This is a genomic window from Kitasatospora sp. NPDC093550 (genome assembly GCF_044764985.1).
Taxonomy (GTDB): domain Bacteria; phylum Actinomycetota; class Actinomycetes; order Streptomycetales; family Streptomycetaceae; genus Kitasatospora.
Map to the genome: position 1 here is coordinate 214,893 of NZ_JBIWJF010000013.1, position 26,068 is coordinate 240,960.

General features: G+C 73.0%; 22 protein-coding genes. 11 read left to right on the plus strand and 11 right to left on the minus strand.

Features of this window, described 5'->3' with window-relative positions; translation table 11 throughout:
• Positions 1 to 13: 13 nt before the first annotated feature.
• The gene (locus ACIRD3_RS22350; RefSeq protein ID WP_402219307.1) at positions 14 to 2,197 is read right to left on the minus strand and encodes an MMPL family transporter; all 2,184 of its coding nucleotides are present in this window, start codon (positions 2,195 to 2,197) and stop codon (positions 14 to 16) included.
• A 138-nt stretch (positions 2,198 to 2,335) separates the two neighbouring features.
• On the opposite strand from ACIRD3_RS22350, the gene ACIRD3_RS22355 reads away from it, so the two are divergent.
• Entirely contained in the window at positions 2,336 to 3,010 is a 675-nt protein-coding gene (locus tag ACIRD3_RS22355) for a TetR/AcrR family transcriptional regulator (protein ID WP_402219308.1), read from the plus strand.
• A 52-nt stretch (positions 3,011 to 3,062) separates the two neighbouring features.
• Here the strand turns inward: ACIRD3_RS22355 and ACIRD3_RS22360 are convergent, their stop codons facing one another.
• Entirely contained in the window at positions 3,063 to 4,016 is a 954-nt protein-coding gene (locus ACIRD3_RS22360) for a LysR substrate-binding domain-containing protein (protein WP_402219311.1), read from the minus strand.
• 191 nt (positions 4,017 to 4,207) lie between these two features.
• Here ACIRD3_RS22360 and ACIRD3_RS22365 point away from each other — a divergent pair, with 191 nt between their 5' ends.
• The 4 genes from ACIRD3_RS22365 to ACIRD3_RS22380 all read left to right on the plus strand — a co-directional run bounded on the left by ACIRD3_RS22365 (position 4,208) and on the right by ACIRD3_RS22380 (position 7,446).
• A complete protein-coding gene (locus ACIRD3_RS22365; protein WP_402219314.1) occupies positions 4,208 to 4,759 on the plus strand; it encodes a peroxiredoxin in 552 nt (183 codons plus the stop codon).
• A 3-nt stretch (positions 4,760 to 4,762) separates the two neighbouring features.
• A complete protein-coding gene (locus ACIRD3_RS22370) occupies positions 4,763 to 5,305 on the plus strand; it encodes an alkyl hydroperoxide reductase (RefSeq protein WP_402219317.1) in 543 nt (180 codons plus the stop codon).
• 136 nt (positions 5,306 to 5,441) lie between these two features.
• Positions 5,442 to 5,828, plus strand: coding sequence for a WXG100 family type VII secretion target (locus ACIRD3_RS22375; protein ID WP_402219320.1), 387 nt, complete (start codon positions 5,442 to 5,444; stop codon positions 5,826 to 5,828).
• Positions 5,829 to 5,838: 10 nt separating this feature from the next.
• A complete protein-coding gene (locus tag ACIRD3_RS22380; RefSeq protein WP_402219322.1) occupies positions 5,839 to 7,446 on the plus strand; it encodes an alpha/beta hydrolase in 1,608 nt (535 codons plus the stop codon).
• Positions 7,447 to 7,557: 111 nt separating this feature from the next.
• Here the strand turns inward: ACIRD3_RS22380 and ACIRD3_RS22385 are convergent, their stop codons facing one another.
• The 4 genes from ACIRD3_RS22385 to ACIRD3_RS22400 form a co-directional block, all read right to left on the minus strand.
• Positions 7,558 to 9,066 (minus strand): AI-2E family transporter, encoded by a 1,509-nt coding sequence (locus ACIRD3_RS22385; protein WP_402219324.1) that lies wholly within the window; start codon positions 9,064 to 9,066, stop codon positions 7,558 to 7,560.
• Positions 9,067 to 9,555: 489 nt separating this feature from the next.
• Positions 9,556 to 10,314 (minus strand): transglycosylase SLT domain-containing protein, encoded by a 759-nt coding sequence (locus tag ACIRD3_RS22390; protein WP_402219327.1) that lies wholly within the window; start codon positions 10,312 to 10,314, stop codon positions 9,556 to 9,558.
• Positions 10,315 to 10,745: 431 nt separating this feature from the next.
• The gene (locus ACIRD3_RS22395; RefSeq protein ID WP_402219330.1) at positions 10,746 to 12,080 is read right to left on the minus strand and encodes a PhoH family protein; all 1,335 of its coding nucleotides are present in this window, start codon (positions 12,078 to 12,080) and stop codon (positions 10,746 to 10,748) included.
• A gap of 246 nt (positions 12,081 to 12,326) precedes the next feature.
• Complete coding sequence (locus ACIRD3_RS22400; protein WP_402219333.1) at positions 12,327 to 13,121, minus strand: isoprenyl transferase; 795 nt, start codon at positions 13,119 to 13,121, stop codon at positions 12,327 to 12,329.
• Between the two features lie 426 nt (positions 13,122 to 13,547).
• Between ACIRD3_RS22400 and ACIRD3_RS22405 the strand changes: the two genes are divergently transcribed.
• Positions 13,548 to 15,143 carry a chitinase gene (locus ACIRD3_RS22405; RefSeq protein WP_402219336.1) on the plus strand — a complete coding sequence of 532 codons (1,596 nt, stop codon included), beginning with the start codon at positions 13,548 to 13,550 and terminating at the stop codon, positions 15,141 to 15,143.
• Positions 15,144 to 15,257: 114 nt separating this feature from the next.
• Here ACIRD3_RS22405 and ACIRD3_RS22410 read toward each other — a convergent pair whose 3' ends face one another.
• Positions 15,258 to 15,971: a prepilin peptidase gene (locus tag ACIRD3_RS22410; protein WP_402219338.1), complete on the minus strand. Its 714-nt coding sequence runs from the start codon at positions 15,969 to 15,971 to the stop codon at positions 15,258 to 15,260.
• A 277-nt stretch (positions 15,972 to 16,248) separates the two neighbouring features.
• Here ACIRD3_RS22410 and ACIRD3_RS22415 point away from each other — a divergent pair, with 277 nt between their 5' ends.
• Complete coding sequence (locus tag ACIRD3_RS22415; protein ID WP_402219340.1) at positions 16,249 to 17,463, plus strand: pyridoxal phosphate-dependent aminotransferase; 1,215 nt, start codon at positions 16,249 to 16,251, stop codon at positions 17,461 to 17,463.
• A 197-nt stretch (positions 17,464 to 17,660) separates the two neighbouring features.
• A complete protein-coding gene (locus ACIRD3_RS22420; protein WP_402219342.1) occupies positions 17,661 to 18,227 on the plus strand; it encodes an RICIN domain-containing protein in 567 nt (188 codons plus the stop codon).
• A gap of 145 nt (positions 18,228 to 18,372) precedes the next feature.
• Here the strand turns inward: ACIRD3_RS22420 and ACIRD3_RS22425 are convergent, their stop codons facing one another.
• Entirely contained in the window at positions 18,373 to 20,214 is a 1,842-nt protein-coding gene (locus tag ACIRD3_RS22425) for a phosphoenolpyruvate carboxykinase (GTP) (protein ID WP_402219344.1), read from the minus strand.
• 284 nt (positions 20,215 to 20,498) lie between these two features.
• On the opposite strand from ACIRD3_RS22425, the gene ACIRD3_RS22430 reads away from it, so the two are divergent.
• On the plus strand, positions 20,499 to 21,191 hold the full coding sequence (locus ACIRD3_RS22430; RefSeq protein ID WP_402219346.1) for a hemolysin III family protein: 693 nt from the start codon (positions 20,499 to 20,501) through the stop codon (positions 21,189 to 21,191).
• Here the strand turns inward: ACIRD3_RS22430 and ACIRD3_RS22435 are convergent.
• Complete coding sequence (locus ACIRD3_RS22435) at positions 21,162 to 21,686, minus strand: hypothetical protein (protein ID WP_402219347.1); 525 nt, start codon at positions 21,684 to 21,686, stop codon at positions 21,162 to 21,164. The genes ACIRD3_RS22430 and ACIRD3_RS22435 overlap by 30 nt on opposite strands.
• Positions 21,687 to 21,962: 276 nt before the next feature.
• Here ACIRD3_RS22435 and ACIRD3_RS22440 point away from each other — a divergent pair, with 276 nt between their 5' ends.
• Both ACIRD3_RS22440 and ACIRD3_RS22445 read left to right on the plus strand, forming a co-directional pair.
• Positions 21,963 to 23,531 (plus strand): MFS transporter, encoded by a 1,569-nt coding sequence (locus ACIRD3_RS22440; protein WP_402219348.1) that lies wholly within the window; start codon positions 21,963 to 21,965, stop codon positions 23,529 to 23,531.
• 8 nt (positions 23,532 to 23,539) lie between these two features.
• Entirely contained in the window at positions 23,540 to 24,256 is a 717-nt protein-coding gene (locus ACIRD3_RS22445) for a TetR family transcriptional regulator (RefSeq protein WP_402219350.1), read from the plus strand.
• Between the two features lie 60 nt (positions 24,257 to 24,316).
• Here the strand turns inward: ACIRD3_RS22445 and ACIRD3_RS22450 are convergent, their stop codons facing one another.
• Entirely contained in the window at positions 24,317 to 25,243 is a 927-nt protein-coding gene (locus ACIRD3_RS22450; RefSeq protein WP_402219351.1) for a hypothetical protein, read from the minus strand.
• Between the two features lie 8 nt (positions 25,244 to 25,251).
• Positions 25,252 to 25,908 carry a papain-like cysteine protease family protein gene (locus ACIRD3_RS22455; RefSeq protein WP_402219354.1) on the minus strand — a complete coding sequence of 219 codons (657 nt, stop codon included), beginning with the start codon at positions 25,906 to 25,908 and terminating at the stop codon, positions 25,252 to 25,254.
• Positions 25,909 to 26,068: the final 160 nt, after the last annotated feature.

The window sequence follows — 26,068 nt, forward strand, 5'->3', positions numbered from 1 at the left end:
GGCAGCCCCGGCCTCAGACGCCGACCGGCTCCTTCGCCGGCTGCTCCGCCAGGCGCGCGATCAACTGCTCGCCCTCCATGTCCACCTTCGGCACGACCTTCTCCAGCCGCTTCGGGAACCACCAGGCGGCCTTGCCGAACAGCGCCATCGCGGCCGGCACCAGCGCCATCCGCACCACGAAGGCGTCCACCAGCACGCCCACCGCGAGGGCGAAGCCGATCGGCTGGACGATGGGGTCGTGGCCGAAGACGAAGGCCCCGAACACCGAGACCATGATCAGCGCGGCCGCCGTCACCACCCGGGCGCCGCCCTTGACCCCGCCCACGACCGCCTCGCGCGGCGCCTTGCCGTGGACGTACTGCTCCTTCATCCCGGAGACCAGGAACAGCTCGTAGTCCATCGCCAGTCCGAACAGCACCCCGATCAGCAGGATCGGCACGAAGCTGACCACCGGGCCGACCTTCGGCACGTCGATCAGGCCGTCCAGCCAGCCCCACTGGTAGACCGCGACCACCGCGCCGAGCGAGGCCCCGATGCTGAGCAGGAAGCCCAGCACCGCCTTGAGCGGCACCAGCACCGAGCGGAAGGCCAGGGCGAGCAGCACCAGCGCGATCGCGACGATCACCGCGATGAACGGCGGCAGCGCCTGGCCGAGCTTGGTGGAGACGTCGATGTTGGCGGCCGTGGTGCCGGTGACGGCGATGTCCGCGCCGGTCGCCGCCTTCACCTCCCCGCGCTGGTCGCGGATCTCGGTGACCAGCGCCTTGGTGTCCGCGTGGTCCGGGCCGGTCTGCGGGATGACGGGGACGAGCGCGGTCCGGCCGGCCTGGTCGACCTGCGGCGGCAGCAGCGTCCTGACGCCCTTCAGGGTCTGCAGCTTCGCCGCCACGCCCTGCACCGCCTGGTCGGGCCGCGGGGCGTCGTGGGCGTCCACGACCACCACCAGCGGGGCGTTGAAGCCCGCTCCGAAGCCGTCGCTGACCAGGTCGTACGCCTTGCGCGCGTCCGTCCCGACGGCCTGTGAACCGCCGCCCGGCAGACCGAGGTCCAGGCTCGCCGCGGGCACCGCCAGGGCGCCCAGCCCGGCCAGGCCGACCAGCAGGACGGGCAGCGGGCGGCGGACCACGAAGCGGGCCCAGCGCTCGCCCGTGGTGGTCCGGCCGCCCGTGCGCAGCGCCCGGTTCCAGACCGGGAGCCGGTCGATCGCGCGGCCGACGAAGCCCAGCACCGCGGGCAGCAGCGTGATCGCGACCAGGACGGCCACCACGACCGCGCCGGAGGCGGCCAGGCCCATCACGGTGAGGAACGGGACGCCGGCGACGGCGAGCCCGGCGAGCGCGACGACCACGGTCAGCCCGGCGAAGACGACGGCGCTGCCGGCGGTCGCGGTGGCGCGGGCGGCGGCCTCCTCCGGCTCCAGGCCCTCGTCCAGGTGGCGGCGGTGGCGGAACAGGATGAACAGCGCGTAGTCGATGCCGACCGCGAGGCCGACCATCAGGGCCAGCACCGGCGCCGTGGTGATGATCTGGAACGAGCCGGTCAGCGCCAGCAGTCCGGCCATCGACACCCCGACGCCCACCAGCGCGGTGAGCAGCGGCAGTCCGGCCGCGACCAGGGTGCCCAGGGTGACCACCAGCACCAGCCCGGCCACGAGCAGGCCGATCGACTCGGAGCCGCCCTCGATCTGGGCGAACCTGTTGTAGGCGTCGCCGCCGAAGGCCACGTCCAGGCCGGCCGCGCGGACCGGTTCGGCGGCGGCCTTGACGGCGTCGCGCTGCTGGTCGGTGACGTCGGCGAGCTTGTGGTCGAAGGAGACCAGGGCGATCGCGACCCGGCCGTCGGACGAGACGGCGCCGGTCGCGTAGGGGTCGGGCACGGCGGCCACGCCGGGGACGCGGGCGATCCGGCCGACCGCCTCGCCGACCGCCTTCGCGGCCTCGGGCGTGGTGGCGCCGCCGGGCGCCGGGGCGGCGAAGACGACCTGGGCGGAGCCGTGGCCCTGGGCCGGGAAGGTGTCCTTGATCCGGTCCAGCGTGGCCTGCGCCTCGGTGCCGGGCACCTTGAACTCGTCGCTGGTCTTGCCGGCGAAGGCGCCCGCGGCCCCGCCGATCGCGATCAGCACGGCGATCCAGACGGCCAGGACGGTACGCCGCCGCCGGAAGCAGAAGCGGCCCAGTCGGTACAGGTAGGTGGCCATGGGCGGTCCCTCGGAGTCGGTCAGGGCAGGTCGCGTTCCACCGTACGCTCAAGTTGGTCGGGTGACAAAGTTGGCCGACCGGATCGACTGACCGCATCGTTTGACACAGTTGACCGACCATGGCGCTACCCTGGCTGGATGGCTCACGTCCCCGCCTCCGAACGCCGCCCGCAACTGGTCCAGGCCGCACTCGACCTGATGGCACGGGAAGGGGTCGCCGCGGGCAGCACCCGCGCGATCGCGGCCGAGCTCGGGGTCGCGCAGGCGACGGTGCACTACACCTTCGGCACCAAGAAGGACCTCTACCGGGCCGTGGTGGAGCAGCTGACCTCCGAGGCGATCGGGCAGGTGCGCGCCGCGACCCCCGGCGACGGGCCGTTCGGCGAGCAGGTCCGCACCCTGGTGTACGCGCTCTGGGAGGCCGCCACCGGCGAGGAGGGGCGATGCGTGCTGCTCAGCGAGTTCGGGGCGCTGGCGATGCGCGACCCGGACGTGCGGGAGATCATGCTCGGGCTGCAGCGCGAGGTCGAGGGCACCGCCACCGAGATGCTCACCGCCCTCGCGGTCGCCCACGGGCTGACCCTGGCGATGCCCGCGCGCGAGATCGCCGTCCACTTCCTCAGCGGCTTCGACGGACTGACGGCCCGCCACCTCGCACTGCGCGGCGCCGACGGTCGGCCCGAGGCGGACACCCTGCGGACCCTGGACCTCCTGGTCGCGACGACGGTCGGGCTCTGCCTGGGCGCCCCCGCCGTCCGCCCCGAACCGCGCTGGCACGGGGAGCCGGGCCCGGCCGGAGCCGGCCAGGGCTGAGCCCGGCCCGGCCCGAACCGGTCGGGGCCGAGTCGGCCCCGACCCGAGCCGGTCAGGCCTCCACGATCCGGACCGGCAGCTCGACCAGCACCTCGCGCAGCGCGGCCGCGAAGCGCTCGTACTCGGCGCCGCGCGCCGAGCCCGGGCGGACGGCCAGTCCGATCCGCCGCCCCGGCGCCGGGGCGGCGAAGCGGACGGCGGCCAGTCGGTCGGTGCGCCCGGCCTCGACGTCCAGCGCGGTGGCGGGCAGCAGCGTCACCCCGAGGCCGCCGGCGACCAGCTGCACGAGGGTGGACAGGCCGGCCGCGCGGGTGGTCGAGCCCGCCGGGTCGGCACCGACCTCGCGGCAGATGTCCAGCGCCTGGTCGCGCAGGCAGTGGCCCTCCTCCAGCAGCAGCACGTCCAGGTCGAGCAGCACGTCACGCGGCACGTCCACCCGCCCGGCGAGCGGATGGCCCGGCGGGGTGACCAGGACGAAGTCCTCGTCGAACAGCGGGATGTCCGTGGTCGGCGCGCTCCCGCCGGCCGGGAGCGCGAGCAGCAGGACGTCCAGCCGTCCGGCGGCCAGGCCCTCCAGCAGCGAGGGGGTGCGCTCCTCGTGGACGTGCAGCTCCAACTCCGGGAAGCGGTCCCGGACCAGCCGCAGCACGGTGGGCAGCAGGTAGGGCGCGACGGTCGGGATGACACCCAGGTGCAGCGGCCCGGTGAAGGGCCGGCGGGCGGCCTCGACCTCCTCGGTGAGGGCCTGCAGCGAGGCCAGCACCCGGCGGGCGTGCTGGTGCACGCGCTCCCCCAGCGGAGTGACGATCACCCTGCGCGTCGTACGCTCGACGAGCTGCGCACCGAGCGACTCCTCCAGCGCCGCGACCGCCCCGGACAGCGCGGGCTGGCTGGTCCCGGTGGCGGCGGCGGCCTCCCGGAAGTGCCGGTGCTCCGCCACCGCGACGAAGGCCCTGAGCTGGGCGACGGTCGGGGTACGGGGGCCGCGGGCTGTGGTGCTCGCCACAGCCTGGCCGGCCTTCGCGGCGGCGGCCCGGCGGGTACCCGGCCGCGACGTGGGGGATTCGGTACTGATAGCAATCTCCGATCAGACACATCCAGTCTAGCTATTTCCCTGATCAGTCCACGATGTGGAATCGTGATGCGTGTCCGGAATCCGGACAAAGCTCCCCTCATCTCACTTCAGGAGAAGCGAACGTGCTCACGATCGGTGACAAGTTCCCCGAGTTCGACCTCAAGGCCTGTGTCGACCTCGACGCCGCGAACGCCTTCGCTGACATCAACCACAAGTCCTACGAGGGCAAGTGGAAGGTCGTCTTCTTCTGGCCGATGGACTTCACCTTCGTCTGCCCCACCGAGATCGCCGCGTTCGGCAAGCTGAACGACGAGTTCGCCGACCGCGACGCCCAGATCCTCGGCGTCTCCGGCGACTCCGAGTTCGTGCACCACGCCTGGCGCAAGGACCACAAGGACCTGCGCGACCTGCCCTTCCCGATGCTGGCCGACGTCAAGCACGACCTGATGCGCGCCTGCGGCGTCGAGGGCGAGGACGGCACCGCCCACCGCGCCGTGTTCATCGTGGACCCGAACAACGAGATCCAGTTCGTCATGGTGACCGCCGGCTCCGTCGGCCGTAACCCGAAGGAGGTCCTGCGGGTGCTGGACGCCCTGCAGACCGACGAGCTGTGCCCGTGCAACTGGAACAAGGGCGAGGACACCCTCGACGCCCAGGCCCTGCTGGCGGGCTGACCCATGGCCCTGGACGACCTGAAGGCCGCCCTCCCGGACTACGCCAAGGACCTCAAGCTCAACCTGGGCTCGGTCATCGGCAACTCCGACCTGCCGGCCCAGCAGCTGTGGGGCACCGTGCTGTCCTGCGCGATGGCCACCCGTAGCCCCGGTCTGCTGCGCGAGCTGGAGCCCGAGGCCAAGGCCAACCTCTCCCCCGAGGCGTACACCGCCGCCAAGGGCGCGGCCGCGATCATGGGGATGAACAACGTCTACTACCGGACGCTGCACCTGCTCTCCGACAAGGAGTACAGCACGATGCGGGCCGGTCTGCGGATGAACATCATCGGCACCCCGGGCGTCGAGAAGGTCGACTTCGAGCTCTGGTGCTTCGCGGTCTCGGCCATCAACGGCTGCGGCCAGTGCCTGGACTCGCACGAGGCCGTCCTGCGCAAGGCCGGCGTCGAGCGCGAGGTCATCCAGGCCTCGATGAAGATCGCCGCCGTCCTGCAGGCCGTGGCCGGCGTCCTCGACTCCGAGGCCGCCCTCGCCGCCGTCACCGCCTGACGCACCCGGCACCCCGAGCGGGCTCCTCCCGGACACCACGTCCGCGAGGAGCCCGCCGCCGTTTCCGCCGGGCGCCCCGCGCTCCGCTACAGTGCTGGGCGATCCGTGCACGACATTCGGTCCGAGGGGGCCCGCGGTGTCCGACCGACCGTCATCCGGCTTCCGAGCGAGCCCCGACGAACTCCGGCAGACCGGGGACACGGCCGTCGAGACCGCGTCCGTGATCCCCGGCGAACTGAAGGCCCTGGTCGACGCCTCGCGGCAGTCCGCGGCCGGATTGTCCGGCCTGAGGTGCGGCGCCGCCCTCGACGACTGCACCGGCGCCTGGAACACCCTGGTGACCGGCCTGCACACCAGGATGAGCCGCCAGGGCCAGAGCCTCCTCGACGCGGCCGACGGGTACGCGAGCACCGACCGGCGGATCAGTACGGCCTTCGGCCCGGACACCCGCACCACCGCCACCACAAACCCCACCGGCCCCACCGCGGCACAGCGGCAGAACTTCGTGCTGCACTTCGGCTAGGGGGAGCCGCGTGGACCTCGCCACCCTGCGCGACACCGACCTCGCCCACCTGTACGCCGCGGCCGACGCCTACGACAGGCTCCACGGCTCCCTCGGGCGGCACGCCCAGACGTGGGGCACCGGCATCGACCACCGGATCGCCGCCTCCGGGTGGTCCGGGGCCACCGCCGACACGGCCCGCCCGGCGCTGCACCGCACCACGGGCGAACTGAGGGCCGCCCGGAGCGAGGTCGGCCTGATCGGCCGCTCCCTGCGCACCGGGGCCGACGCGCTGACCGTCGCCCAGTCCACGCTGCGCAAGGCGCTGGCCGACGTGCGGACCGCCGGCATGTCCGTCGACGACCGCGGCACCGTCTCCTGGCCGCCCGCAAGCCACGCCGACCAGCGCGACCCGGAGGACGAGGAGAGCCGCGAACGGTCCGCCGGGCAGCTGGCCGCCCGCATCACCACGGCCCTCGCCGAGGCCGACGCCGTCGACCGGGCCCTCACCGCCCGGCTCCGGCACTACACCGGCCGCGCCCGGGACGGCACCGGCCTCGACCCCGTGACGGCCGCCGGCGACCGGCTCGACCCCGGCCTCCTCCCGGACGGCCTGCTGCTCGGCGCCGTCCCGGACGCGGACGCGTCACCGGCCGAGGTCAACGCCTGGTGGAACGGGCTCCCCACCGACGAGCAGCAGTGGCTGATCACGGAGCACCCGGACCTGGTCGGCAACCGTGACGGTGTGCCCTCGGCCGCCCGGGACCAGGCCAATCGGATCCTCCTGCCCAGGCTCATCGCCGCGTACGAGCGGGGTGACCACGCGTCCGACCCGAACGGGGAGCTCAAGCTGAACGGGTTCCGGAGCATCGCCCGGCGGCTGCGCGACTCGGACGGAACGCAACCGCCCGTCCTCCTGCTCGGCATCGGGAGTGAGGGGCGGGGCCGCGGCATCCTCTCCTTCGGCGATCCCGACACCGCGGACGACGTCACCTCGCTGGTCGGCGGCCTGGGCACCGAGCTGCAGCGGATCGGCGGCGGCGACGCGACCCGGGCGAGGGCCGTGTACGACGCGGCCCGACGCGTCGACCCGACACGGTCGACGGCGTCGATCGCCTGGCTGGGCTACGACGCACCGCTCTCCGCCGCGGAGACCCTCGACCTCGGCCGCGCCCGGGACGGGGTCGACGCCTACCGCAGGTTCCTCGAAGGGCAGCGCGCCTCGCACCAGGGGCGGCCGGCCCATGTGACGGCGCAGGGACACAGCTTCGGCTCGCTCCTGGTCGGTCTCGCGGCGAGGAAGCCGACCGGGCTGGCGGCCGACGACCTCGTCCTGGTCGGCAGCCCCGGAACGGACGCCCTCCACGCCTCCGACTTCTCCGTCGGCGCCGATCACACCTACGTCGGCGCCGCCGGCTGGGACTACGTGTCCCACACCGGCTGGTACGCCAGGGATCCGGCGAGCACCGAGTTCGGTGCCCGGCGCTTCGCCGTCGGCGCCGGGTCCGCGGACGGCACGGCGCACTCGTCCTACTGGGACGACGGGCCCGGCGGCGACCGCACCTCGGTCGACAACATCGGAAGGATCGTGAGCGGGCACGGCCGCCGGATCACCGAGGCGCCCGGGCGCCGTGACTGAACCCTCTGGCGAGCGGCGCTCCGCCCGGCGGCCGTCGCCCGGACGGTGCCGGCCCTCGGACCGGCTTCGGCCCGCCGGGGTGGGACTGGTGCTGCCCGCCCTGCGCGGGCCCTACTCCGCGGCCGGAGCCGCTGGGGCGGCGGAGGCCGGCTCGGCGGCCGGTCCCGGTGTGGCGGCGGCGGTGCGTTCGGCGGCTTCACGGGCGGCTTCGAGGGCGGTGAAGACGGCTTGGCCGGCCTCGTTGCGGCGGCGCAGATGGGTCACCACCGTGTTGGTGACGGCGATCAGCGGGACGGCGACGACCGCGCCGCCGATGCCACCGACGATGCCGCCGGCCGCGACGCCGAGGACCACGCCCAGCGGGTGCACCCGGACGGCCCGGCCGAGGATCAACGGCTGCAGGATGTGGCTCTCGACCTGCATCACCGCGATCAGCAGCACCAGCACCATCAGCGCCGTCCACGGGTTCTGCGTGACCAGCGCGATCAGCACCGCGACGGTGCCGGTGACCAGCGCGCCGACCAGCGGGACGAAGGCACCCAGGAAGATGATCACGGCCAGCGGCATCGCCAGCGGCACGCCCAGCAGGTCGATGCCGATCCCGATGCAGACCGCGTCGATGAAGGCCACGCACACGGTGCCGCGCACGTAGGCGGTGAGCGTCGCCCAGGCCTTCGGTCCGGCGCCGGCCATCGCGAAGCGGGAGTTGCGGGGCAGGCCGCGCAGCGCCCAGGACCAGATCCGCTCGCCGTCGTAGAGGAGGAAGAAGGTGGTGAAGAAGGTCATCAGCAGCGCGGTCAGCACCTCGACGGCGATCTGCGCTCCGGTGATCGAGGCCGAGGTGAGCTGATCGGTGTTGGTGGTGATCGCCTTGGTGATCTGGTCGGCGAAGTCCTTGATCTGCTGCTGGGTCAGGTGCAGCGGGCCGGTGATCAGCCAGTCCCTCAGCTGGTTGACGCCGTCCTTGACCTGGGCGGTGACGTCCGGCAGGTTGGTGCTCACCTGCCAGACCACGAACCAGCCGACCAGTCCGATCCCGGCCAGACCGCTCAGGAACACCCCGCCGGCCGCCAGCGAGCGCGGCGCCCCGTGCCGGCGCAGCCAGGACACCGAGGGCTCCAGCAGGGCGGCGATCAGCAGCGAGGCCAGCACCGAGAAGGCGACCAGCCGCAGCATGTCGACCACGTAGAAGACCACGTAGAGCGCGGCGCCGAGCAGCAGCAGCCGCCAGGTCGACTCGGCGGCCACCCGCAGACCCCACGGGACCGCCTCGGCGGGAGTGGCGGGCCGGCCGGGGTGGTACTCCCGCCCGAGCCCCGCGTGCGCGGTGGGCACGGCCCGGGTGGTGGGCACGGGAGCGCCGGAGGGAGCGGCGACGGCCGCACCCGTCGGTGCCGGCGCCGGGTCGGCCCGGGGCACCGGCACCGGGCTGGGCGCCTCGGCCGCCGCCGGTACGTGCCCCTCGGCGAACCCGTGCCCCTCGGCGAGCGCGGGGACGGCGAGTTCGTGCGGGTCGGCCGCCATCGCGGCGCGTCGGCGCCGTTCGATCACGGCGGCCGCGCTCGCCACCACGGCCATGCCCTTGGCCACGGCCTTGAAGGCCTTCCCGCCCCGCGCCATCCTCGCTACCACCGCTCCGCTGCCCGGTCCGCCGTGCCCCGGCGGTACGCCGCGGGTCCCGCCGCGGCCGTCAGGGATGACGCTACCCGGCGAGGGTGCGGCCCGTCCGGTCACCGTTGGGTTCGATTCGAACACCCCAGTCCGACGACTGGGACAAATCGCCATGTTCCGGATGGTTTCGGATGCACTTCGCTGGGGAGGACTCGGGACGAGACCCCGGAGACCACAGCTCCGGAGGGCACCCGAGAGCCAACCGCCGGCGGACCGGCCGGTGCGGGAAGCAACCAGGACCCCTTCCCGCGCCCCGCGTCCGCAACCAGGACCGCACCGCCCGAGAGCGCACTGGTCAGCGCAGCCCGGGCGGCGCGGTTCGCTCGCGCCGGCCGCCCGCGGCGCGGGCGCCCCGAAAGCGACGACCCCCGGTCACCCGCCCTCGGAAGGGAGGGCGACCGGGGGTCGCACGGAGTGCGCCGCCGCGGCGGCGGCCTCCTAGTACCAGCTGTGGGCCTGCCAGAACGACCAGGCACCGCAGGGGCTGCCGTAGCGGCTGTTCATGTAGTTGAGGCCCCACTTGATCTGGGTGGCCGGGTTGGTGCGCCAGTCGGCGCCGACCGAGGCCATCTTCGAGCCGGGCAGCGCCTGGACCAGGCCGTACGCGCCGGAGCTCTTGTTGGTCGCGGTGTAGTCCCAGCCGCTCTCGCGCTTCACGATCTGGCTGAAGCACTGGAACTGCGCGTCGTTGCCGACGATCTGCCGCGCCAGGTCCTGGACCGAGCCGGGGCTGACCGAGACGGCGGGGGCGCTGTCGTCGACCGCGGTCATCGCCGAGCGGGCCTTGGACCGGTTCGCGGCCTCGGCGGCCTTGCGCTGGTCGTCGGCGGCCTTGGCGGCCTTCTCCGCGTCGGCCTTGGCCTGGGCGTCGGCCTTCGCCTGGGCGTCCGCGGCGGCCTTCTGGCGCGCGGCCTCCTCGGCGGCCTTCTGCTCCGCGGCAGCCTTGGCGGCAGCGTCGGCGGAGGCCTGCTGGGCGGATGCCTGCTGGCCGATGTTGTCACTGATGGTCTGCGCCTGGGCGCCAGAGGGGACTTCGGCAAGCAGGGTCGCGCCGGCGGCGACATCGACCGTCTGCGTGGTCTTGCCCTCGCTGCCCGAGGCCATGCCGACGACGGCACCGACAGCGGTGACGGCGGTGGCGGAGGCCACAGCAACTCCCCGGACCGAGATCCGAGTCACATGGATTCCTTCCAGCATCGCCCACGCGTGACCGTGCGGGCGCAACATGCCCCTTGGCACGGACCTCCGCAGGTGCTCTGGTCACGGGAGGTGCTGGCCCGGCGTCCGGCCGAGGTGAGGCGACCGGGCGTTGGAATCGGGCGGCGTACGGCTCATCGGTGTTCAATTGTGCGTCCACCGACCGGAGTTGGCGGACCTTCCGGGCCTGACTCCCGGAGTCCGGAAGCCCTGCCGCGCCGTACGCGGGGCCTGACAGAACCCTCACCATGCCGCACCGGGCGCTGTCGACGCAATTCCCGCTCGCGTGGCGCATGTCACATTCACCGTACGGGAGTTCCCCGGACGGAAAGCACTCGATGTGATGAAACGGGCGGGGCCCGCTCCGTCAGGAGCGGGCCCCGGGGCGCAAGTTGACCGGATTGTCCGACTATGTCCCGATCAGGGGTGGATCACGGGTGGATGTCCTCCAGCATCTCCGTGACCAGCGCCGCGATCGGCGAACGCTCCGAGCGCGTGAGCGTGATGTGGGCGAAGAGCGGATGCCCCTTCAGCTTCTCCACCACCGCCACCACGCCGTCGTACCGGCCCACCCGGAGGTTGTCCCGCTGCGCCACGTCGTGGGTGAGCACCACCCGCGAGCCCTGGCCGATCCGGGACAGCACCGTCAGCAGGACGTTGCGCTCCAGCGACTGGGCCTCGTCCACGATCACGAAGGCGTCGTGCAGCGAGCGCCCCCGGATGTGGGTCAGCGGCAGCACCTCCAGCATCCCGCGGGAGATGACCTCCTCGATCACGTCCGGGGTGGTGACGGCGGAGAGGGTGTCGAAGACCGCCTGCGCCCAGGGGCCCATCTTCTCCGCCTCGGAGCCCGGCAGGTAGCCGAGCTCCTGGCCGCCGACCGCGTACAGCGGCCGGAAGACCATCACCTTGCGGTGCTGCCTCCGCTCCAGCACCGCTTCCAGACCCGCGCACAGTGCCAGCGCCGACTTGCCGGTGCCGGCCCGGCCGCCCATCGAGACGATGCCGATGTCCGGGTCGAGCAGCAGGTCCAGCGCCACCCGCTGCTCGGCGCTGCGCCCGCGCAGCCCGAAGGCCTCGCGCTCCCCGCGTACCAGCCGGACCCGGCCGTCGCCGGTGACCCGGCCGAGGGCGCGCCCGCGCTCCGAGGTGAGCACCAGTCCGGTGTGGACCGGCAGCTCGTCCGCCCCGTCGACGTCCACCGCGACGTCGTGGCCGGCCGAGAACAGCGCGTCCACCTGGTCGGCGGGGACGTGCAGTTCGGACATGCCCGTCCAACCGGAGGTGATCGCCAGCTCGGCCCGGTACTCCTCGGCGAGCAGGCCCACCGAGCTGGCCTTGATCCGCAGCGGCAGGTCCTTGGAGACGACGGTGACGTCGTAGCCCTCGGCCTGGAGGTTGCGGGCGACCGCCAGGATCCGGGTGTCCGCCTCGCCGCCGCCGGCCCGGTAGCCGACCGGCAGTATCGACACGTCGGAGTGGTTGAGCTCGACGCGGATGGTGCCGCCGAGTTCGCCGACCGGGATCGGCTCGTCGAGCCGGCCGTGGCGGATGCGGTAGTCGTCGAGCAGTCGCAGCGCCTGGCGGGCGAAGTAGCCCAGCTCCGGGTGGTGCCGCTTGGCCTCCAGCTCGGTGACGACCACCACCGGGAGGACGACCTCGTGCTCCTCGAAGCGGGTCATGGCGAGCGGGTCCGCCAGGAGCACGCTGGTGTCGAGAACGTACGTGCGCCGGTCTGGTGTCCGGCGGCTCTTGGAACTGACCACTAGGCCTCCAGAGCGGATGACCCTGCGTCATCCGCGGCAAGCCGGCCCCGCTGCCCCGGTGGCCTCGGAGCCGGTCTGGCTGGAGTATTCCCAGGCGGGGGGCGGTGCATTCGCGCCCCCGGCGAACTGACGGATCATTGCCGGTGAACGTTTGGCCTCAGGAGGCGGCCGGGTACGCCAGCCCTACGGCGGTCACTTCACTCCGCGCCGAGCCTCCCACCCCGAGCCTCCCACTCCGAGCGGGACTTACAGGCCCAGCCGTCGGTTGCGCTGCTCGAAGGCGCGCAGGGCGCGCAGGAAGTCGACCTTGCGGAAGGCCGGCCAGTACGCCTCGCAGAAGTAGAACTCGCTGTGCGCGCTCTGCCAGAGCAGGAAGCCGGACAGCCGCTGCTCGCCCGAGGTGCGGATGATCAGGTCCGGGTCGGGCTGGTTGCGGGTGTAGAGGTGCTCGGCGATGTGCTCGACGGTGAGGATCTCGGCCAGTTCCTCGATCGAGGTGCCGCGGCCGGCCTGCTCCTGGAGCAGCGAGCGGACGGCGTCGGCGATCTCGTGCCGGCCGCCGTAGCCGACCGCGACGTTGACGGTGATGCCGTCGATGTCGGCGGTCTCCTCGGCGGCGCGCTTGAGCACGTCGGCGGTGTGCTGCGGGAGCAGGTCGAGCGCGCCGACCGGGTGGACCCGCCAGCGGCGGGCGGCGGCCAGACCGGTGACGGCGTCCTCGATGATGCCGAGCAGCGGGACCAGCTCGTCGGCCGGGCGGTCCAGGTTGTCGGTGGAGAGCATCCAGAGGGTGACGACCTTGACGTGGGTCTCGTCGCACCAGCCGAGGAACTCGCTGATCTTGTCGGCGCCGCGCTGGTGTCCGTACGCGGTGGAACCGCCGGCGGCCTTGGCCCAGCGACGGTTCCCGTCCAGGATCACGCCGATGTGGTGCGGGGTGCGCGCGAGGTGGACCTCGACCCGGCGGCCGTAGAGCCCGTACATCCCGCCCAGCAGGGTGCGCAGCCCCGGCGTCCGTTCGGCGACATCGCGCAGACCCATGTTTTCCGGACCCCTCCGTACTCGTTCAGCTGGTGCGTCACCACCCCGGCGCAGCCTACTCCCGCGCACAGGCGCACGGTAAAGCCGCAGGTAGCGGTCTGGTCACGGTCCTGTACGAAGTCTGTCGCGACGGCGTGCCGGGGAGTGCGCGAGGGCCGTCGGAGTGCCATTCGACGGTGTTCCCGCGATCGTCCGGCCTCCGGGGCGGTGCGGACACGGAACGGTCTCCGAATCCTTAACGGAACCGTAAGCCGTCGGTCCCGTGCTTGACGACCCGCAATGGTCTAGTCCAGCTTGTGATCCGGGACGGAACGACCCCTCGTCCTCCCTCCCCCCGGCTCATCGCGGACGCAACAGCCCTCCCCCACACGCGGCCGCCGCGCCCCCCACCGCGGCGGCCGCTCCTCCCCCAGGAGCGTCACCCCCATGGCCCGTACGCTGAACCAGCCCGCGCACAAGCGCCGGCGCAGCCCCCTCCCGGCCGTCGCGGCCGGTGCCACCGCCCTCGCCCTGGCCGGCGGCGGCCTCGCCCTCTTCGCCGGCGGCGCGGGCGCCGCGGTCGGCAACCTCGTCACCAACGGCGGCTTCGACGGCGGTCTGGGCGGCTGGAGCTGCACAGGCGCCGCGACCACCGTCTCCTCGCCGGTCCACTCCGGCACCGGCGCGCTGCAGGCCACCCCGGGCGCCGGCGACACCGCCGAGTGCACCCAGACCATCAGCGTGCTGCCCAACACCAGCTACACGCTGAGCGCGTGGGTTCAGGGCCCGTACGTCTACCTCGGAGCGCGCGGCACCGGCGGCACCGACCCGTCCACCTGGTCGAACCAGAACAGCTGGAACCAGCTGTCCACCACCTTCACCACCGGGGCGAACGCCACCAGCGTCACCGTCTACCTGCACGGTTGGTACGGCCAGAGCGCCTACCTCGCCGACGACGTCACGCTGGTCGGCCCGGGCGGCACCGGCACCCCCTCGCCGACCGCGACCCCCACCGCCACGCCCACCGCCACCGCCTCCCCGACGGCGACGGCGACCCCCACCGCGACGCCGACGCCGACGCCCACGGCCACCCCCACCGTCACCCCGACGGCCACGCCGACCGGCACCACCCCGCCGGCCACCGGTCTGCCCGCCCACGTGGTCACCGGCTACTGGCAGAACTTCGACAACGGCTCGACCCCGCAGCGCCTGAGCGACGTCCAGAGCGCGTACGACATCATCGCGGTCTCCTTCGCCGACGCCGTGCCGACCCGGACCGGCGCGATCGGCTTCACCCTCGACCCGGGCCTGTCCAAGGCGCTCGGCGGCTACACCGACGCCCAGTTCCGCGCCGACATCAAGGCCAAGCAGGCGGCCGGCAAGAAGGTCGTCCTCTCCATCGGCGGCCAGAACGGCGCGATCAGCGTCGGGGACGCCACGGCCGGCGCCAACTTCGCCGACAGCGCCGCCGCGATCCTCAAGGACTACGGCTTCGACGGCATCGACGTCGACCTGGAGAACGGCGTCCAGCCCGGCCCGCTCGCCGACGCGCTGCACTCGCTGCGGGCGAAGGCCGGCTCCGGCTTCGTGCTGACCATGGCGCCCGAGACCATCGGGATGTACAGCACCGCCGGCGCCTACTTCCAGCTGGCGCTGAAGACCAAGGACATCCTGACCGTCGTCAACACCCAGTTCTACAACTCGGGCGGTATGAACGGCTGCGACGGCAAGGTCTACAACCAGGGCACCATCGACTTCATCACCTCGCAGGTCTGCACCCACATCCAGGGCGGCCTGCGGCCGGACCAGGTCGGCATCGGCGTCCCGGCCTCGGCCAGGGCGGCCGGCGGCGGCTACGTCTCGCCGACCGTGGTGAACAACGCGCTGGACTGCCTGGCCACCGGCAACAACTGCGGCAGCTTCGTGCCGCCGGCCAAGTGGCCCACCATCCGCGGCGCGATGACCTGGTCCACCAACTGGGACGCCAACAACGGCAACGCCTTCTCCACCGCGGTCGGCCCGTTCGTCCACAAGATGCCCTGAGGCGTCAGGGCGGACCCCAGGCGTCACTCCCCCCGGCGCGCCGCTCCCCGAGGGTGGGGCTCGCGCGCCGGCGGAGGGGCCCGCCGTACCGGCTCCGGTACGGCGGGCCCCCCGTCATCCGGCCAGGACCGCGATGAGGGAGCCGAGCAGCAGGAACGGGCCCACGGGGACGTCGAGTCCGCGCACCGGACGGCGCCGGACCAGGGCGGCGGCGGCCCGCAGGGTGGCCCACAGCCCGGCGAGCACCACCGCGGCGAACAGCCCGCCGAACGCCACCGACCAGCCGTACCAGCCGAGCAGGCCGCCCAGGGCGAACCCGAGCGGGGAGTCGCCCGGGCCCAGCGCCCGGGCCCAGACGGCGAGTTCCAGCAGCGCCCCGACGGTCAGTGCGACCAGCAGGCAGCGCAGCAGCACCCCGGGGCGCCCCTCGGCCAGGGCGGCCACCACCAGCAGCACGGCCACCCCGGCGACCAGGGCCAGGTTCAGCAGGTGCGGCAACCTGTGCACCCGCCCGTCCACGAAGCCGAGCGCCACGCCGAGCGCGCCGGCCCAGCCCAGGGCCATCGTCTGCGGACCGTCCGCCGCGGACGCCAGCGCGAGGGCGACGGCCACCGCGACCGCCTCCACCGTCCCGGCGCCGGCGCCCAGCCGGCCCCGGCAGCCCGGGCAGCGCCCGGTCGGCGGCAGCAGCCGCACCGTCCGTCCGCACAACGGGCAGGCCCCGCACCAGGGTTCGCCCTCGGGCACGGCGAAGTAGGCGATCAGCCCGCGCAGCGGCGGAGCCACCAGGAGACCGACCAGCACCGCCGCGGCCACGACCGGTACCACCGGCGCACCCCCTCCTCGTCACGTGGCTCCCCGACCCGGAGCCGACACCGACCGATCCTCCCGCGCCGAGCCGCCGCTTGGTGTGCCGTCCGTCTCGTTCCGCCCGGGTTCGACGCGGCGCTCCTCGCGTACGGGAGCATTCCGGACATTCGGCCACCGGTTTGGAAGGTCTCCGCATGCCCCCGCCTGCCGATCCAAGGAGGGCTCTCCGGCCCCTTTCACCCGCTCCCCCGGACACCCGACGCGCGGCCCCGGCGTACCCCTAAAGTAGGCAGACATGCAGGTCATCCAGTCCAGCAAGCTCGCCAATGTCTGCTACGACATCCGCGGCCCGGTGCTCGACGAGGCGATGCGGCTGGAGGAACAGGGCCACCGCATCCTCAAGCTCAACACCGGCAACCCGGCCACCTTCGGTTTCGAGGCGCCCCCGGAGATCCTCCAGGACATCCTGCGCAACCTCGCGAACGCGCACGGGTACGGCGACTCCAAGGGCCTGCTCTCCGCCCGCCGCGCGGTGGTCATGCAGTACGAGGACCGCGGGCTGCACGGCCTCTCCGTCGACGACGTCTTCCTCGGAAACGGCGTCTCCGAGCTGATCCAGCTGGCCATGACCGCGCTGCTGGACGACGGCGACGAGGTGCTCGTCCCGGCGCCGGACTACCCGCTGTGGACGGCCTCGGTCTCGCTGGCCGGCGGCACCGCGGTGCACTACCGCTGCGACGAGCAGTCCGAGTGGTACCCGGACCTCGCCGACATCGAGTCCAAGGTCACCGACCGCACCCGGGCCATCGTGGTGATCAACCCGAACAACCCGACCGGCGCGGTCTACCCGCGCGAGGTGCTGGAGGGCATCGTCGAGATCGCCCGCCGGCACGACCTGGTGGTCTACGCGGACGAGATCTACGACAAGATCCTCTACGACGACGCCGAGCACGTCCCGCTGGCCACCCTGGCCCCGGACCTGTTCTGCGTCACCTTCAACGGCCTGTCCAAGGCCTACCGCGTCGCGGGCTTCCGCTCCGGCTGGATGGTGCTGTCCGGCGACCGGCACCGGGCCCGCAGCTACATCGAGGGCCTCACCGTGCTCGCCTCGATGCGGCTGTGCGCCAACATGCCCGCCCAGCACGCGGTGGCCGCCGCGCTCGGCGGCCGGCAGTCGATCCGCGACCTGGTGCTCCCCGGCGGCCGCCTGCTCGCCTCGCGGGACGCCGCGTACGAGCTGCTGAACCAGATCCCGGGGGTCAGCTGCGTCAAGCCCAAGGGCGCCCTGTACGCGTTCCCGCGGTTGGACCCGAAGGTCCACAAGATCAAGGACGACGCCCAGATGGTCCTCGACCTGCTGCGCTCCCAGCGCATCCTGCTGGTCCAGGGCACCGGCTTCAACTGGCCCGAGCCGGACCACTTCCGCCTGGTCACGCTGCCCCGGGCGGAGGAGATCACCGACGCGGTGACCAGGATCGGCGACTTCCTCGGCGGCTACACCCAACCTTGACCCGCCCTTTGGCCACGGATGAACGACCGGACCGTAGGATTCCGGCGCGTCGGCGGGCCGGGTTCCTCCCCGGGCCGTAGGGGGGACGGGCCGGCCGGCGGTGTACCGGGGCCCGGGCCGACGCGGACACCGAGGCGCTCGACGCCCCGGGAGGCTCCGCTCCCCTGCCTCCATTCTCTGCAAGGGACCGGTCCGCCTTGACCATCCGCATTCCGCTCACCCGCGCCCGCGCCGCCGCGGCCGTCTCGGTCGCCGCCATCGCGCTGACCACCGCCCTGCCGGCCACGCCCGCGTCCGCCTACAACGGCGGCTTCCGCACCCCGACGTCGAGCACCGTCGTGAACCTCAACTCCGGCAAGTGCCTGGAGATCGCGGACTGGCGCACCGACAACGGCGCCCCCGCCCGCCAGTGGGACTGCACCGGCGGCGCCAACCAGCGCTGGGACTTCCGGCTGGCCAACGGCATCATGATGCTGGTCAACCACTTCTCCGGGAAGTGCCTGGAGATCGCGGACTGGCGCACGGACGACGGCGCCCCGGCCCGCCAGTGGGACTGCACCGGCGGCTGGAACCAGGGCTGGCTCTACCGGGGCGACATAGGCCCCGCCAAGGCGATGGGCCTCTCCAACCTGAACTCCGCGGCCCTGCTGGAGATCGCGGACTGGCGCACCGACAACGGCGCCCCCGCCCGCCAGTGGCACGACCAGACGGTCGGCGTGGCCCAGGCGAACAAGGCCTGGATCACGAACATCACGCTTCTCTGAGCCCGTTCGCAGAAGCACTACGGCCGGAGTTCCGGCCGGACGATCTCCTTGGTCGGGGGAAAATCGTCCGGCGGAACTCCGGCCGTCCTGTCGCTCGGCGGGCGCGCGGTTCGTGCCGCGCGGCCGCTTCCCGCTCGGTTGAGGCTCAGCCGAGGCGCGCGACGAGGTTCCGGTACTCGTCCCACAGTTCCTTCGGGGTGTGGTCGCCGAAGGTCTCCAGGTGGGCCGGCACGAGGGCGGCCTCCTGGCGCCAGATGTCGGCGTCCACGGTGAAGAGCAGGTCGAGGTCCTCCTGGGACAGCTTCAGGTCGCCGAGGTCGAAGCCCTCGACGGTCGGCAGCACGCCGATCGGGGTCTCCACGCCCTCGCCGGTGCCCTCCAGGCGCTCGACGATCCACTTGAGCACGCGGCTGTTCTCGCCGTAGCCGGGCCAGACGAACTTGCCCTCGGCGTTCTTGCGGAACCAGTTGACGTAGTAGATCTTCGGCAGCTTGGCGGCGTCGGCCTGGGCGCCGACCTTCAGCCAGTGGGCGAAGTAGTCGCCCATGTTGTAACCGCAGAACGGCAGCATCGCGAACGGGTCGCGGCGCAGCTCGCCCACGGTGCCCTCGGCGGCGGCGGTCTTCTCGGAGGCGATGTTGGCGCCGAGGAAGACGCCGTGCTGCCAGTCGAAGGACTCGGTCACCAGCGGGACGGCGGTGGCGCGTCGGCCGCCGAACAGGATCGCCGAGATCGGCACGCCCGCCGGGTCCTCCCACTCGGGGGCGATGGTCGGGCACTGCGCGGCCGGGACGGCGAAGCGGGCGTTCGGGTGGGCGGCCGGGGTGCCGGACTCGGGGGTCCAGTCGTTGCCGCGCCAGTCGGTCAGGTGCGCCGGGGGCTCCTCGGTGAGGCCCTCCCACCACACGTCGCCGTCGTCGGTGAGGGCGACGTTGGTGAAGACGGTGTTGCCCCAGAGGGTGTCGATGGCGTTGGCGTTGGTGTCCACGCCGGTGCCGGGGGCGACGCCGAAGAAGCCGGCCTCGGGGTTGATGGCGTACAGACGGCCGTCGGCGCCGAAGCGCATCCAGGCGATGTCGTCGCCGATCGTCTCGACCTTCCAGCCCGGGATGGTCGGCTGGAGCATGGCCAGGTTGGTCTTGCCGCAGGCGGACGGGAAGGCGGCCGCGACGTACTTCGGCTCCGCCTCACCCGTGGCGCCGGCCGGCGGGGTGAGCTTCAGGATCAGCATGTGCTCGGCCAGCCAGCCCTCGTCGCGGGCCATGGTCGAGGCGATGCGCAGCGCGTAGCACTTCTTGCCGAGCAGGGCGTTGCCGCCGTAGCCCGAGCCGAAGGACCAGATCTCCTTGGTCTCCGGGAAGTGCGAGATGTACTTGGTGCTGTTGCACGGCCACGGCACGTCGGCCTCGCCCTCGGCGAGCGGGGCACCCACGGTGTGCACGGCCTTGACGAAGTCGCCGTCCTCGCCCAGCTGGTCCAGCACGGCCCGGCCCATGCGGGTCATCACGCGCATCGAGACGGCGACGTAGGCGGAGTCGGTGATCTCGACGCCGTACGCGGCCAGCGGGGAGCCGACCGGGCCCATCGAGAAGGGCACGACGTACATCGTGCGGCCCTTCATCGCGCCGCGGAACAGGCCCTGCTCGCCCTGGAAGACCTCGCGCATCTCGGCGGGGGCCTTCCAGTTGTTGGTCGGTCCGGCGTCCTTCTCCTGCTCGGAGCAGATGTAGGTGCGGTCCTCCACGCGCGCCACGTCCGTCGGGTCCGAGGCGGCGTAGTAGGAGTTGGGGCGCTTGTCCTCGTCGAGCTTCTTGAAGGTGCCCTGAGCCACCAGCAGGTCCGCGAGGCGCTGGTACTCCTCGTCGGAGCCGTCGCACCACTCGATGCGGTCCGGCTGGGTGAGCTCGGCGATCTCGCTCACCCAAGCCAGCAGCTGCTTGTGGTGGGTGGGCGCGGATGCGCTGAGAGCAGAGATCTCGTACGACACGATCGCTCCGTTTCACGCCATCTCGGCGAAGAGACGGCGTTGCGGGGGTCTGAGGGTGCTTGCAGCGTAGCTCCGGCCTCAAGGCCGGAACGCCCCGCAGAGTCGAAATTGACGCATCTTTTACTACAGTCAGTATGATTACTGGCCAGTAACAGGTCGCTCACGTCCCGGCCGGAGTGCGCGGCGCCACACCTCGAATACTCCAAAACGTCCAAGAGTGATGATCGCCACTTCCTACGCGCGAGTAACCTACGCATGCGTAGGTAGCCGGTAGCATGCTGCGCATGACTGCTGCTGTGCTCGCTGAGAGCCTCGCGGAGGGCCCTGCCGAGAACGGGGAGGGCAAGCCGAAGTGGCGCGGCTGGCTGCACGCCGGGATGTTCCCCGCCACGGTGGCCGCCGGGATCGTCCTGATCTGCCTCGCCGACTCCACGCCCGCCAAGATCGCCTGCGCGATCTACTCGGTCAGCGCCTGGCTGCTGTTCGGGGTCAGCGCGGTGTACCACCGCTTCACCTGGGGACCGCGCGGCGACGCCGTGCTGCGCCGGCTGGACCACGCGAACATCTTCCTGATCATCGCGGGCACCTACACACCGTTCACGATGCTGCTGCTCAAGGGCACCAGCCAGCAGCTGCTGCTCTGGGCCGTCTGGGGCGGCGCGCTCGCCGGGATCGCGTTCCGGGTGTTCTGGGTCGGCGCGCCGCGCTGGCTGTACACGCCGGTGTACATCGCGCTGGGCTGGGCCGCGGCGTTCTTCCTGCCGGACTTCCTGCGCACCGGCGGGGTCGCCGTGCTGGTGCTGATGATCGTCGGCGGGGTGCTCTACAGCATCGGCGGCGTGGTGTACGGGCTCAAGCGGCCCGACCCCTCACCCCGCTGGTTCGGCTTCCACGAGGTGTTCCACGCCTTCACCCTCGGAGCCTTCATCGTGCAGTACGTCGGCGTCTCACTGGTGGCGTACAGCACGGCCGGCTGAACCCGGCGCACCACGACGGGCGGTCGAACGGTCCACGGACCGGGCGGCCGCCCGTTCCGCCGTCCAGGGGCGCTCGTACGGCGCCCGGCTCTGCGGGCGGCGCGCGTACGGAGCGTGATCGGCCGGCGCCCCGGACTCCGGTTGCGGGGCGGTCTCCCGGTGCTCCTCGCGCTCCGCGCGCCCGCCGTGCTCCGCATACCCCCCGCGCGCCTGCCGGGCGTCCAGCGCCTCGCGGGCCCGGCGGCAGCGCTCGCAGTGCGCGGCGTCCGGCATGCCGCGACCCGGCCGGTGCCGGGCCGGGGACGGCCGGCCGCGCAGGGCCCGCCAGCGGCGGCCGACGTAGACCATGAGCAGCAGAGTCTCGACCCCGGCGACCCCCAGGACCAGCGCGGCGCCGTTGATCAGATAGGCCGCGACCACGGCCAGCGCGGAGGCCACCACCGCCGCCGCACCCCACACCTGGGCACTCGCCCGCCTGTCGTCCGCGTCAGCCACTTCGGCTCCCCTTTCCCCGGTGCCGGGCTCGTGGTCGGCTCCTGCCGCCCCACCCCTTCTCCGCTCTCGGCACGCGTCGGCCAGCACTGACCGATTGCCACATGGTATCTACCGACAGTCACCCGGGACGGCCCTCGGGCGGCGAACGACAGATCAACGTTGCGTCAATTCCTTGTGCGGATGCGGCACTTCCAGGACACGTCACCGAGCGTGATGAAGATCCGACAGTGCACCATGTTGACGGTTGCAATCTTTTGAGAGTTACTTTCATTTGAGATGGACTCCCATGCGAGGCTTCCGGAGGTCACCGTGCCCGCCGCTCCGCCCACCCCCGCCACCGCCACCGCCACCGCCGACCCGCGCCGGTGGCTCGCCCTGGTCGCCGTCGCCCTGAGCGTCCTGGTGATCAGCTTCGACATGACGATCCTCAACGTCGCGCTGCCCACGCTCGCCGGGCAGCTGCGGGCCACCACCGGCCAGCAGCAGTGGATCGTCGACGCCTACACCGTGGTCTTCGCCGCCGCGATGCTCCCCGCCGGACTGCTCGGCGACCGCTTCAGCCGCCGCCGCACGCTCACCGCCGGCCTCGCACTGTTCGGCCTCGCCTCGGCCGTCGGCATGCTCACCGACTCCCCCGCCACCCTGATCGCCGCGCGCGCCGGGATGGGCCTGGCCGGCGCGCTGGTCATGCCGATGTCCCTGGCGGTGATCCCGGGCCTCTTCCCGCCCGCCGAGCAGCGCCGGGCCACCGCCGTCCTGGCCGCCGCGCTCTCCGCCGGCGCCCCGCTCGGGCCGCTGATCGGCGGCTTCCTGCTGCAGCACCTCTGGTGGGGCTCGGTCTTCGCGATCAACGTCCCGCTGACCGTGATCGGCATCGTCGCCTGCGTCCTGCTGCTGCCCGAGAGCCGCAACCCCGCCGCGCCCCGGATCGACCTGCCCGCCACCGTGCTCGCCGCCGCCGGACTGGGCGCGCTCACCTACGGCGTCATCGAGGGCGCCGAGCGCGGCTGGACCGACCCGCTGGTGATCGGCACGCTGGCCGGCTCGGTGATCGCCCTCACCGTCCTGGTGCTGCGCAGCCGCCGACAGCACGACCCGATGCTCGACCTCGGGCTGCTGGCCGACCGGACCTTCCGCTGGTCCTCCGCCGCGGCGACGCTGATCTCCTTCGTCCTGTTCGGCGCCTTCTTCGTGCTGCCGCTCTACTTCCAGAGCGTGCTCGGCACCGACGCCCTCGGCAGCGGGCTGCGGCTGATGCCGATGATGCTCGGACTGATGGTCGCCGCCAAGCTCACCGACCCGCTGGTCCGCCGGATCGGCACCCGTACGGTGATCGCCGTCGGCCTGGCCCTGCTCTCCGCCGCCCTGCTGTTCGGCAGCCGCACCGGCGCCGCGGACGGCTACGGGCGGGCCGCGCCCTGGCTCGTCGTGCTGGGCTTCGGCATGGGCCTGTCGCTGATCACCGCCCAGGCCGCGGCCCTGGTCACACTGCCCGCCGCGCGGGCCGGGGTCGGCTCCGGGCTGCTGCAGACGCTGCGGCAGGTCGGTGGCGCGCTCGGCATCGCCGTCTTCGGCAGCCTGCTGTCCGGGGCGTACCGGGGCGCACTGGACACCGGCGGGCTGCCGGCCGGGGCCGCGCACCGGGCCGGGGAGTCGGTGGTCGCCGCCGACGCGCTCGCCCGGGCCGGCGGCGGACCGGCGCTCAGCGCCTCCGCGCACGCCGCGTACGTGCACGGGATGGGGGTGGTCCTGCTGGTCGCCGGGCTGGTCGCGGTGGTCTCGGCGGTGCTGGTCACGGCGCGGATGCCGGCGGACACCCCGGCCGCCGAGGGAGATCCCGGATAATCGGGGGCATGACTCCCCAGCAGCCGACCGCGGTCCCTCCGGACGTTCCCACCCCGGACGCCCCGACCCCGGACGCCCCGACCCCGGACGCCCCGGCTTCGGGCGCCCCGGCCGATCCGGTCCAGGCGATGCTGGAGGCGCCGCTGTCGCTGCGCGAGCGCAAGAAGCTGAAGACCCGCCAGACCATCCGCCGCGAGGCGTACCGGCTGATCGCCGAACAGGGCTACGAGAACACCACGGTGGAGCAGATCGCCGCCGCCGCCGAGGTCTCGCCGTCCACCTTCTTCCGGTACTTCGCCACCAAGGAGGACCTGGTCCTCTCCGACGAGTACGACCCGGTGATGATCGCCGCCCTGCTCGCCCGGCCCGCCGACGAGCCCTTCCTCACCTCCTGCCGGGAGGCCCTCCGCGTCCTGATCCGCCGGCTGCTCCGGACCGAGCGCGAGGAACTGTTCACCCGGATGCGGCTGGTCACCGAGGTTCCGGCGCTGCGCGCCGGGGTGTACCGCAGCAGCAACGACCCGCAGCAGCTGTTCCTCACCGTGCTCACCCGGCGGGCCGGCGTCGAGGAGCCCACGTACGAGATGCGCGTCACCGCCGCCGCCATCGCGGCCGCCACCACCGAGGCCCTCCTGCAGTGGGCCGCGAGCGGTGGCCGGGAGGACATCGCGGACCTGGTCGACCGCACCTACGCGCTGCTGGAGAGCGGCTTCGCCGGGGTGTGAGCCCCGCGGACGGGAAGAGCAGCGGGGCCCGGGCCGCTCGGCCGAGCCCCGCTGTCCCCTTCACCCGCGGCGGACGCCCGTCCTCCGCCGCAGGGCGGCGCCCGCGCCCACCAGCGCGGTGGCACCCAGGGCCGCGACCACCGTCACGGCCGGCAGCACCTGACCACCACCGGCCGCCGGCTCCGGCGCGGCCACCGGCCGGGCGGCGGCGTCGGCGGCACCCGCGGCACCCGCGGTGTCCACCTGGTAGCCGCCGCCCTCGCCCGCCCGGTCGTACGCCGAACCGGGCAGCTTGTCCCCGTAGCGCTGGTGCACCAGCTGCTGGTAGGCGGCCAGCGACACCCCGTCGGTGCCGACCGAGCGCCGGGCCTCGTCGTCCAGCGGCAGCACCCGGCCGTCGCGCAGCACGTACCAGGCGTTGACCTGCGGCTCGCGGAACGCGGTGCCGCCGCCGCTCGCCGCCTTCGCCGCGTAGTCGCTCTCGTCGCCGCCCGAGGCGATGTTCACGACCCGCCAGGCGTCGCCCTGCCGGACGGTCCAGACCGAGGCGGTCTGCCCGTCCGCCGCCACCACCTTGCTGGCGGTGAACTCGGCCTTCGCCACCGGTGCGCCCGGGGTGCCGGCCACGAAGCCGGCGTCCAGGACGTACACCGGCACGGTGTCGCCGGCCAGCCGCGGCGCGGACGCGCTCGCCGCCCGCGCCTCCTCGGCGGCGCCGATGGTCAGCTGCTGGGTCGGCGGGACGCCCTTGCGGGCGAAGAAGTGGCCGACCTTGTCCAGGACGGCCGGGTCCTGGACGGCGCTGCGGGCCTGCGCCAGTTCGGCGGCGGGCACCGGAGCGGGGGCCTGGGCGGGCGCCTGGGCGGGCGCCTGGGCACCGGCCGACGCGGGCGCGTCGGCGTGCGCGGCCGGGGCGAGCGCCAGCGCGAGACCGGCGGTGAGCAGGGCGCCGGCGGCGGCCCGACGGAGGTTACGGCTCTCGGTCATGGTCGCCCTCACGCGCCGATCCGGTACAGGGAGTGGGTCCACGAGAACGTGTCGTTGTTCACGTAGTACCAGTAATCCGCCCAGTTGTAGCGGTAGTTGGACGGCCACGGGTCGCCCCAGTAGACCCAGTTGTTCCCGGTGTCGTAGCCGTACACGACGTGCATGTGGCCGCCGCCCGAGCTCCACTGGATGCGGGTCTCGATCGGCCGGTTGGCGTCCACCTCGGCCTGCACGGTGCTGTAGCGCAGGTAGCCGGTGACATACGAGCCCGGGTTGATCCCGACCCGGTCGAGCCCGTTCTGCACGTCGCCCAGCGTGGCCTGGCTGTTGGGGCAGCTGGAGTTGCCGGCGCGGCCGAACGCGGCGTTGCAGAACTGGTTCTGGCTGTAGGTGTAGCCGAACCAGGTGGCGATGGTGTTCCCGCTCGCCGCCCAGCACCAGTTGGTCTGCTGTTGCTGCTGCATGGTGATGTTGAGCTTCTTGTACGTGCCGGCCAGATCGGCCGTGCTGCCGGGCGCGGCGGCCTGGCGCACCTGGTGCGGGGCCCGGTCCGCCGTGGGGGCGGCGATCGCGGGCGCGGCCACTGCCGCCGTGAGCGCCGGCCCGAGCACGCCGAGGGCGAGCAGCGAGACGGCACGGCGCAGCCGTATCCGTGGAACTGGCATGTGGGGATGCCTCCTTGCGCGAATGGAGCGAGGTGCCTTGTGGGGGGGGCGCGGTCCGGATCGCGTCCCGAGCATCGCGCCGCTTCCCGGAGGTGGTCAACGGGCTTCGCGAAGGCCTGAGTTGAGGTGTGAATGCCCGGGCGGAGGTGTGAACGGCGCG